General features: G+C 71.5%; 10 protein-coding genes. 3 read left to right on the top strand and 7 right to left on the bottom strand.

Annotated features, from left to right (window positions below):
* The 5 genes from FV230_RS31270 to FV230_RS19570 form a co-directional block, all read right to left on the bottom strand.
* A partial coding sequence (locus FV230_RS31270; protein WP_147843579.1) for an ATP-binding cassette domain-containing protein occupies positions 1 to 582 on the bottom strand: 582 nt, incomplete at its 3' end.
* Positions 582 to 1,361: an ABC transporter permease subunit gene (locus tag FV230_RS19585; protein ID WP_147843578.1), complete on the bottom strand. Its 780-nt coding sequence runs from the start codon at positions 1,359 to 1,361 to the stop codon at positions 582 to 584. The genes FV230_RS31270 and FV230_RS19585, both read right to left, overlap by 1 nt.
* Entirely contained in the window at positions 1,358 to 2,383 is a 1,026-nt protein-coding gene (locus FV230_RS19580; protein WP_147843577.1) for a sulfonate ABC transporter substrate-binding protein, read from the bottom strand. The genes FV230_RS19585 and FV230_RS19580 overlap by 4 nt, the downstream gene beginning before the upstream one ends.
* 6 nt (positions 2,384 to 2,389) lie before the next feature.
* A complete protein-coding gene (locus FV230_RS19575; RefSeq protein WP_147843576.1) occupies positions 2,390 to 3,343 on the bottom strand; it encodes an aliphatic sulfonate ABC transporter substrate-binding protein in 954 nt (317 codons plus the stop codon).
* A gap of 8 nt (positions 3,344 to 3,351) precedes the next feature.
* Positions 3,352 to 3,933 carry an NAD(P)H-dependent oxidoreductase gene (locus FV230_RS19570; RefSeq protein ID WP_147728035.1) on the bottom strand — a complete coding sequence of 194 codons (582 nt, stop codon included), beginning with the start codon at positions 3,931 to 3,933 and terminating at the stop codon, positions 3,352 to 3,354.
* A 553-nt stretch (positions 3,934 to 4,486) separates the two neighbouring features.
* Between FV230_RS19570 and sfnG the strand changes: the two genes are divergently transcribed.
* A complete protein-coding gene (sfnG, locus tag FV230_RS19565) occupies positions 4,487 to 5,587 on the top strand; it encodes a dimethylsulfone monooxygenase SfnG (protein WP_147843575.1) in 1,101 nt (366 codons plus the stop codon).
* An 88-nt stretch (positions 5,588 to 5,675) separates the two neighbouring features.
* Entirely contained in the window at positions 5,676 to 6,938 is a 1,263-nt protein-coding gene (locus tag FV230_RS19560) for an SfnB family sulfur acquisition oxidoreductase (protein ID WP_147843574.1), read from the top strand.
* Positions 6,939 to 6,944: 6 nt separating this feature from the next.
* Here FV230_RS19560 and FV230_RS19555 read toward each other — a convergent pair whose 3' ends face one another.
* Together FV230_RS19555 and dapD are read right to left on the bottom strand one after the other, a co-directional pair.
* On the bottom strand, positions 6,945 to 7,805 hold the full coding sequence (locus FV230_RS19555) for an alpha/beta hydrolase (protein WP_147843573.1): 861 nt from the start codon (positions 7,803 to 7,805) through the stop codon (positions 6,945 to 6,947).
* A gap of 20 nt (positions 7,806 to 7,825) precedes the next feature.
* Positions 7,826 to 8,671, bottom strand: coding sequence for a 2,3,4,5-tetrahydropyridine-2,6-dicarboxylate N-succinyltransferase (gene dapD / locus FV230_RS19550; protein WP_147729790.1), 846 nt, complete (start codon positions 8,669 to 8,671; stop codon positions 7,826 to 7,828).
* A gap of 321 nt (positions 8,672 to 8,992) precedes the next feature.
* On the opposite strand from dapD, the gene FV230_RS19545 reads away from it, so the two are divergent.
* A partial coding sequence (locus FV230_RS19545) for an SDR family NAD(P)-dependent oxidoreductase (protein ID WP_147843572.1) occupies positions 8,993 to 9,106 on the top strand: 114 nt, incomplete at its 3' end.

Below are 9,106 nucleotides of genomic sequence, written 5' to 3'. Positions count from 1 at the left end.
GGCGAGCGCCACGCGCTGGCGCTGGCCGCCGGACAGGGTGGCGGGCCAGACGCCGGCCTTGTCGGCCAGGCCGACCTCCTCGAGGGCCGCGAGCGCACGCGCCCGACGCTCGGCCTTGATGCCGGTGCCGGACAGGCCGACGGCGACGTTGTCGACCACGCGGGCCCAGGGCAGCAGCCGCGGCTCCTGGAACATGATGCGCCGCGGCCGCTGAGACCGGCGCGGACCGGCCTCGGCCTCGTCGAGGCCGATGCGCCCGGAGGTCGGGGTCTCGAGGCCGAGGATCAGGCGCAGCAGGGTGCTCTTGCCGCAACCGGAGCGGCCGACCACCGCCGTGAAGCCGCCGGCGGGCAGGAACAGGTCGAGCCCCGCGATCACGGCGTTGCCGTCGAAGCTCTTGTGAAGGTCGCGGACGGTGACCGCGATGCCGTGTTGCTCCCCCGCCCGGTCGGGGGAGGATCGGGGTGAAGGTTGCGCGCTGCCCGAGGGCGTCGCGACCCTCTCCCCCTGAGACAGCGCAGGCGCGCCGGTGTCTGGTTCCCGCGCCGGCGGCTTGTCGCGGAGTTGGGCGTCGAGCAGCATCAGGCGCTCCTGTAGGCGGGGTTCCAGGCGAGGCAGCTGCGCTCCAGCTGCCGCGTCAGCGCGTCGGCGAGCTTGCCGAGCGCGGCGTAGATCAGGATCGCCAGCACCACGACGTCGACCAGCATGAACTCGCGCGCCTGCATCGCCATGTAGCCGAGGCCCGAGGAGGCCGAGATGGTCTCGGCGACGATGAGCGTCAGCCACATGATGCCGAGGGCGTAACGCAGGCCGACGAAGATCGACGGCAGCGCGCCCGGCAGCACCACGCGGCGGAACAGCTCGGCGTTCGACATGCCGTAGACGCGGCCCATCTCGACCAGGGCCGGATCGACCGAGCGGATGCCGTGCAGGGTGTTGGCGTAGATCGGGAAGAACACGCCGAGCGCCACCAGGAACAGCTTGGCCTCCTCGCCGATGCCGAACCACAGGATCACCAGCGGGATCAGCGACAGGTGGGGCACGTTGCGCACCATCTGAACCGAGGTGTCGGTCAGGCGCTCGGACAGGCGCGAGAGCCCGTTGGCGAGGCCGAGGCCGAAGCCGATGCCGCCGCCGACCACGAAGCCGGCGAGCGCGCGCAGCGTGCTGACGCCGAGATTGGTCCAGAGCTCGCCGGTGCGGCCGGCCTCGATCCCGGCGCGGATCACATCGAGCGGCGCCGGCATGAAGCGGTTCGAGACCAGGCTGGCCGAGACCGCCGCCTGCCAGCCGACGAGGATCGCCACCGGCAGCAGCCAGGGCACGGCGGCGTCGCGGATGCGGGAGGGGGTGGCGCTCATCGGATCTCGGCCTTGCGTTGCGGGTGGGCCCAGACGGCGTCCGCGACCCGGATCGGTTTCGGCAGGAGGCCGAGGGCGTGGAAGGCGTCGGCCACCGCTTGCTGGTCGGCGATCGTCTTTGCGTCGAGGGCCGCGACCCCGTAGGACAGGCGATCGAGCGCCACCGTGAGCACCGGCGCCGGGATGCCGACCGAGGGCGCAAGCTCGGAGGCGACCGTGCCGCCGTTGCCGGCGGCCCAGGTGTCGACCTCGGCGATCGCCTTCAGGATCGCGGACACGATGTCCGGGCTCGCCTCGGTGAAGGCGCGGCGCGACAGGTAGAACTGGCGGTTCGGTGCGATCCCGGTGCCGTCGGCGAGGATGCGCGCACCGGTCGAGCGCTCGGCGGCGGCGAGATAGGGGTCCCAGATCGCCCAGGCGTCGACCGAGCCGCGCACGAAGGCGGCGTTCGCGTCGGCCGGCGAGAGGAAGACGAGCCTGACCGCATCGTAGGCGATGCCGGCCTTCTCCAGGGCGCGCACTACGAGGAAATGGACGTTGGAGCCCTTGTTCAAGGCGATGGTCTTGCCGCGCAGGTCCGAGACGGCGCGAATGGGGCTGTCCTTCGGCACCAGGATCGCTTCGCCCCGCGGGGCCGGCGGCTCGGTGCCGACGTAGCGCAGGTCGGCGTTGGCGGCCTGGGCGAAGATCGGCGGCGCCTCGCCGGCCGAGCCAAGGTCGATCGCCCCGGCGTTCAGCGCCTCGAGCAGCGGCGGACCGGAGGGAAACTCCGACCACGCGACCTCGTAGCCGAGGGGCGCGAGCGCCTTTTCGAGGGTTCCGCGGCCCTTCAGCAGGACCAGCGACCCGTATTTCTGGTAGCCGATCCGGACGGCGGACGCAGCGCGGGCCGGACGTAGCGCGACCGCCGCCGCGAGGCCCAGGCCGGCCGAGAGCAGGGTGCGGCGTCGCATCTGCGCGCCGGCCTCCGTCAGAGCGTCGAGCGCCGCACGCGGCGCGCGCGAGAAGTGGTCGTCGGTCATCGCGGATCAGCCGTTGCGTGCGGGTGGAATCCAGACCGCGTCGGCGACGCGGATCGGCTTCGGGATCAGCTTCAGGGCGTGGAAGCGGTCGGCGATCACCTGCTGCTCGGCGGCGACGCGGTCGTTCATCGGGCCGATGAGGTAGTCGGTGCGATCGACCGCGCGACGGGTGGCGGCGAGGGGCACGCCGGTGCCCTTCGAAAGCAGATCGGCGACCTCGCCACGATTGTCGCCGCACCAGCGCGCGACGCCGCCGAGCACGTCGATCACCTCGGCCAGCACCGCGCCGCGGCCCTCCGCGAAGGCGCGGCTCGCCAGGAAGAAGTTGTTCTGCCGCGCGATCTCCTTGGCCGTCGCCAGCACGCGGACGCCGTCGCCGCCCTCCGCGATGGCGTAGTACGGGTCCCAGATCGTCCAGGCGTCGATGCTGCCGCGCGCGAACGCCGCCGCGGCGTCGGCGGGCGCCAGCGTCACCGGCTCGATGTCGGCGTAGGTGAGGCCCGCCTTCTCCAGCGCGGCGACCGTGAGGTTGTGGGCGCTCGACGCCTTGGCGAAGGCGACGCGCTTGCCCTTCAGCTCCGAGAGCGACCGGATCGTCGAGCCCTTGGGCAGCAGGATGCCCGAGCCCGAGCCGCCGGCCTCCTGCGCCGCGGCGTAGACCAGGCTCGACTTGGCGGCCTGCGCGAAGATCGGCGGGGCGTCGCCGGTCTGGCCGAAATCGATGCCGTCGAGGGACAAGGCCTCGAGCAGCGGCGGCCCGAAGGAGAACTCGATCCAGCGCACGCTATGGCCGAGCTTGGCCAGGCGCTCCTCGATCACGCCCTGCTGCTTGGCGACCACGAGGATGCCGTTCTTTTGGTATCCGATGCGCAGCACGCCCGGCTCGGCGGCCATCGCCGGACGGGTCAGGGGCAGCGCCGCGGCGAGGGCCGTGGCGAGGAGGCGGCGGCGGTCGATCATCGCGGGTCTCAGCGTGCGGCGGCGAGCGCCACGGGGGCGGACGATTCCGCCGCGATCCCGGCGCGCACCAGGGCCGCGAGCTGGGCGCCGGCCTGGGCGATCCGTTCGCGCACGCCCGCATCGGTCGGGAGGCCGTCGGTGAAGTCCGGATCGGAGCCGTAGACGGTGGTCGGCACCTGGAGGGCGCCGAAGAACCCGAACAGAGGCCGGAACGAATGCTCGACGACGAGCGCGTGGCGGGCGCCGCCGCCGGTGGCGACGATCGCGACCGGCTTGTTGGCCAGGGCCGCCGGATCGATCAGGTCGAAGACGTGCTTGAACAGCCCGGTGAAGCTGCCCTTGTAGACCGGCGAGCCGACAACCAGCGCGTCGGCGCCCTCGATCGCCTCGATCACCCGGCGGGCGGGAAGCGACAGCGCATCCCGGGACCAGGCCGCGCCGAGCCCGGTGCCGGCATCGACGAGATCGAACAGCCGAAGGTCGAGGCCGCCGTCGACTGTGGCGGCCTCGGCCACGGCCTCGACCAGGGCGCGGGTCTTGGACGGGCGCTGAAGGTTGGCGCTGAAGCCCACGAGTTTCGGTCGCGTCATCGTCGGATCTCGTCTCGAAAGGAAGGTGGCGCAAGGCACGGTCCGGACGCGGGACGGCCGCGCCACCACCGCTTCGGACCGTGTCGCGATGTCCTCCCAAAGGTGAGGCGTGCGGTGCACGCGGTCAATGAAACGTTCTTGCAAAAGAACGCTCCGGTTGAGGTGATCGTTGCCCGATGCGACCGGGAGGGGGTTTTTCGTTCTCCTTCCCATCGTGGGCCACGAAACGACCGACCTCTTCCACGAGCTCGGCCCACCATCGTTCTTTGTGAAGAACGCCGATACGATCGTTCGCGTGGTGCGTCGGCCGCTGCGCTCGGCTCGGGGAAGCTTCGTTCCCCGGAAGGACGGGCGACGGAAATTTCTTGCTCGTTCAGGCAAAAGATTGCGCGTTGCTTCCTTTGACGGCGGCATCGACTTTGGGAATACTTGGCAGACAGGCAAATCAGCACAACGGCGAGCGGCTGCTCGATGCGATCTTCGATCCGCGACCATGCGGGACGATCGCTCTTCGCCCTTGCTGGAGGCCTGACCGACGAGGAGGCGCAACGCCATGACCAACCGCAACGCGACCGAAGAGCCGATCCGCTTCGCCTACTGGGTGCCGAACGTCTCCGGGGGGCTCGTCATCAGCGCGATCCCGCAGCGCACGAGCTGGGACGGCGATTACAACCGCAAGCTCGCGCGGATCGCCGAGGATGCCGGCTTCGACTACGCGCTGACGCAGATCCGCTTCACCGCCGGCTACGGCGCCGAGTACCAGCACGAATCGGTGGCCTTCAGCCACGCGCTGCTCGCCGTGACGACCAGGCTCAAGGTCATCGCCGCGCTGCTGCCCGGGCCGTGGAACCCGACCATCGCGGCCAAGCAGATCGCGACGATCAGCGAGCTGACCGACAACCGCATCGCGATCAACGTGGTCTCGGGCGAGTTCCGCGCCATCGGCGAGCCGTGGCTCGACCACGACGAGCGCTACCGGCGCTCCGAGGAGTTCATCACCGCGCTTCGCGGGATCTGGACCCAGGAGAACTACACGTTCCGCGGCGATTTCTATCGCTACACCGATTACAACCTCAAGCCGAAGCCGGCGGTGACGCCGGAGATCTTCCAGGGCGGCTCGTCGCGGGCGGCGCGCGACATGGCGGCGCGGGTGTCGGATTGGTACTTCACCAACGGCAACACCCCCGAGGGCATCCGGGCGCAGGTCGCCGACCTGCAGGCGAAGGCCGCCGCCAACGGCCATGCGGTCAAGGTCGGCGTGAACGCCTTCGTCATCGCGCGCGACACCGAGGCCGAGGCGCGCGCCGTGCTGCAGGAGATCCTCGACCATGCCAACCCGGATGCGGTGAAGGCTTTCGGCCACGAGGCGAAGAACGCCGGCCGGGCTTCGCCCGAGGGCGAGGGCAACTGGGCGAAATCGACCTTCGAGGACCTCGTCCAGTACAACGACGGCTTCAAGACCAACCTGATCGGCACGCCGGACCAGATCGCCGAGCGCATCATCGCGCTCAAGGATGCCGGGACCGATCTCGCGCTGCTGGCCTTCCTGCATTTCCAGGAGGACGTGGCGTATTTCGGCGCGCACATCATCCCGCGGGTCCGCGCGCTCGAAGCGGCCCGCGCCGAGCGCGCTGAGCGCGCCGAGGCGGCGTAGGCGCGCCGATGCCGAGCATCCCCTCGCCGCGCGATCGGGAAGAGGTGGATGCGTATCCGACGACCGCCCTCGAACTTCGGAGAGATCGATGAACATCGCCGTCAGCACCCAGGCGCTGTCCGGAACAGCGTCCTCTCGCGGCGTCCCGGGCCCGGCCCGTCCATCCGAGGCCGCCCACATCATCCGCGACGACGCCGAGGCGATCCGCGTCGCCCAAGCGCTCGCCGCCTCGATCCGCGAGGGGGCGTCGGAGCGCGACCTCGCGCATGCCCGGCCGCTGGCGGAGCTCGACCGGTTCTCGCAGAGCGGCCTATGGTCGATCAACGTTCCGCGCGAGCACGGCGGCCCCGAGGTGTCGTATCGGACGCTGGCGCAGGTGATTGCCATCGTCGCCGCGGCCGACCCCTCGATCGCACAGATCGCGCAGAACCACCTCGGCATCGTCGCCGCGATCCGCACCGTGTCGGACCCCGAGCAGCAGGCCCTCCTGTTCGCCGAGGTGCTGCGCGGCACCCGCTTCGGCAACGCGTTCTCGGAGAAGGGCACGGCGCGCGCCGCCGACTTCGCCACCCACTTCACCGACCACGGCGACCACGTGATCGTGCAGGGCCAGAAGTTCTACGCCACTGGGGCGCTGCTCGCCCACCTCGTGCCGATCGTCGCCGTCGACGATGCGGGTCTCGCCTGGTACGCGATCGCCGACCGCAACGCGCCCGGTCTGACGGTGATCGACGACTGGTCGGCCTTCGGCCAGCGCGGCACGGCGAGCGGCACGGTGCTGATCGAGGCCGTGCGGGTGGAGAAGAGCCACCTCGTCCCGGCCTGGAAGGCCTATCAGGAGCTGCCGCGCCTCGACGGGGCGATCTTCCAGATCATCCAGGCGGCGATCGACGCCGGCATCGGCCGCGCGGCTCTCGACGACACCATCGCCTTCGTGCGCGAGAAGGCGCGGCCGTGGATCGATGCCGGTCAGGATCGGGCCTCCGACGACCCCTACACCATCCAGGCCGTCGGCGACCTCACCATCCGCCTGCACGCGGCCGAAGCGATCCTCGACCGCGCCGGCCTCGCGATCGACGCCGCGCTCGTCGACCACGATGCAGGGCTGGTGAACGCCGCCAAGATCGCGGTCGCCGAGTCGAAGGTGCTGACCACCGAGATCGCGCTCGCGGCCTCGAACAAGCTGTTCGAGCTCGGCGGCACCCGCTCGACGCTCGCCGAGCACAACCTCGACCGGCACTGGCGCAACGCGCGGACGCACACGCTGCACGACCCTGTCCGCTGGAAGGTGGCGATCGTCGGCAACCACGCGCTCAACGGGGTGGCGCCCCCCTCTCACGCCTGGAGTTGAGGGGCGTCAGGCCGCGCGGATCGCCTCGGCGGTCTCGGCCGGATATTCCTCGTGCGGGCTGAGGGCGCCCGGCACCGGTCGGCCCTCGACGCGGCCGGACGCGACGAGCGCGTCCATCTCGGCGCCGGACCGGCGCGGGGCGCGGCTCGGGCGCAGCACCCGGATCGTCGGCAGGCCGTCGCCGAACAGGGCGAGGAAGGCCTCGCGCGTCGGCACCGGATCGAGCCCGCCGGTGACGAAGGCCGCCGTGCCGAAGCGCGCGCCGCGCTGGCGGGTGATCGCGGTCTTCTCCGCGATCAGCGCGTCGGTGACGTGCGCCGCGTCGCCGTAGACGTGAGCGCGCATCATCCGGCCGATCACCATGGGCCGGATGTTGAGGGCATAGAGGACGTCGCCGAGCCCTGGCGTCTCGACCGCGCGGCGGATCGCGGTGAACAGGCCCCGGCGCTCCGGTCCCATCACGGTCGGGAGCGGGCCGCGCCAGGTCGGCGCCACCAGGACGAGCCGGGCGAACGCCTTCGGATGCCGGCGAGCGGCGGCCACCAGGTAGCCCGCCGCGTGGCCGGCGGCGACGCCGAGCGCGTAGGGTCCGGGTGCAGCCGCGAGCAGCGCGTCGAGATAGGCGTGGAACGTCGCCGGATTCAGCGGCAGCCGCGCCCGCGGATGCGCACCGAAGCCGGGCCAGTCCGGGATCAGGCAGCGATGGTCCCAGGCGAACTGGTCGGCGAGGCCGCGCATCTCGGCCCGCGACGCGATCGTCGAGAGCGCCGGCAGCAGCAGCACGTCGGGGCCGGCCCCGATCCGATCGCACGGCGTCGGCACCGAGCGGCCGGCCACCGTGAGGTCGAGGGTCGCGGTCTCGCGCATCGGATCGGGCCCGGCTCGGATCAGGTGCGCAGCAGCTCGTTGATCGCGGTCTTGGCGCGGGTGCCGGCGTCGACGCGCTTGACGATGACGGCGCAGTACAGGCCCGGTCCGGGCGAGCCGTCCGGCAGCGCCTTGCCCGGCATCGTGCCGGAGACGACCACCGAATAGGGCGGCACGCGGCCGTAGAAGACCTCGCCGGTGGTGCGGTCGACGATGCGGGTCGAGGCGCCGATGTAGACGCCCATCGACAGCACGCTGCCCTCGCCGACGATCACGCCCTCGGCCACCTCGGCGCGGGCGCCGATGAAGCAGTTGTCCTCAATGATCACCGGGTTGGCCTGCAGCGGCTCGAGCACGCCGGCGATGCCGGCGCCGCCCGAGATGTGGCAGTTGTCGCCGACCTGGGCGCAGGAGCCGATCGTCACCCAGGTGTCGACCATGGTGCCCTTGCCGACCCGCGCCCCGAGATTGATGAACGACGGCATCAGCACGGCGCCGGGCGCGATGAACGAGCCGCGGCGGACGAAGCAGCCGGGAACGGCGCGGAAGCCCGCGGCGCGGAACTCGGCCTCGCTCCAGCCCTCGAACTTCGAGGGCACCTTGTCCCACCACGGCGCCTCGCCGGGGCCTCCGGAGATCGGCGCCATGTCGTTGAGGCGGAAGGACAGCAGCACCGCCTTCTTCAGCCACTGGTTGACGACCCAATCCTGGTCGCCGCTCTTCTCGGCGACGCGCGCCTCGCCGGAATCCAGCAGGGCGAGGGCCGCCTCGACCGCCTCGCGAACGGCGCCGCGCGTGCTCGTGTCGATGCCGGCGCGGTCCTCCCAGGCGGCTTCGATGGTCTGGGCGAGGGCGGCGTGGGACATGGGTCTTCCGGACAGGGTTTTCGTGAGCGCCCGTGCTTACAAGCGGCCGACCGCCCTGTCACCTGACGGTCCCGGTGCGCGGGACGGCGTCCAGCCGCCGTCCCGCAGACGGATCCCCGTGCGCAGCACCCGCGACATCGCCTCGCCGGCTCAGGGCTTCCGCAGCCGCTCGAACCCGAGCCGGCCAGCTCGGGCACTCGAACGCCTGCGTGCAACGGACGCGCCTGGATCGCGCCTCGTTCGGCAACATCTCACGGTTTCGCGGGTAGCTCCTGAAGACCGCGGCTCCGTGCCGACCGGTGCGTGGAGCGATGGGACGGCATGAGACACAAGGCATTGCGCGATCAGGTCGTCGTCGTCACCGGCGCGTCGAGCGGCATCGGGCTCGCGACCGCCCGCCGGGCCGCGGCCGGGGGCGCACGCGTGGTGCTGGCG

Origin of the sequence: Methylobacterium sp. WL6 (assembly GCF_008040095.1) — a bacterium.
Classification (GTDB): Bacteria; Pseudomonadota; Alphaproteobacteria; order Rhizobiales; family Beijerinckiaceae; genus Methylobacterium.
This window is presented reverse-complemented; position numbering and strand designations above follow the sequence as displayed.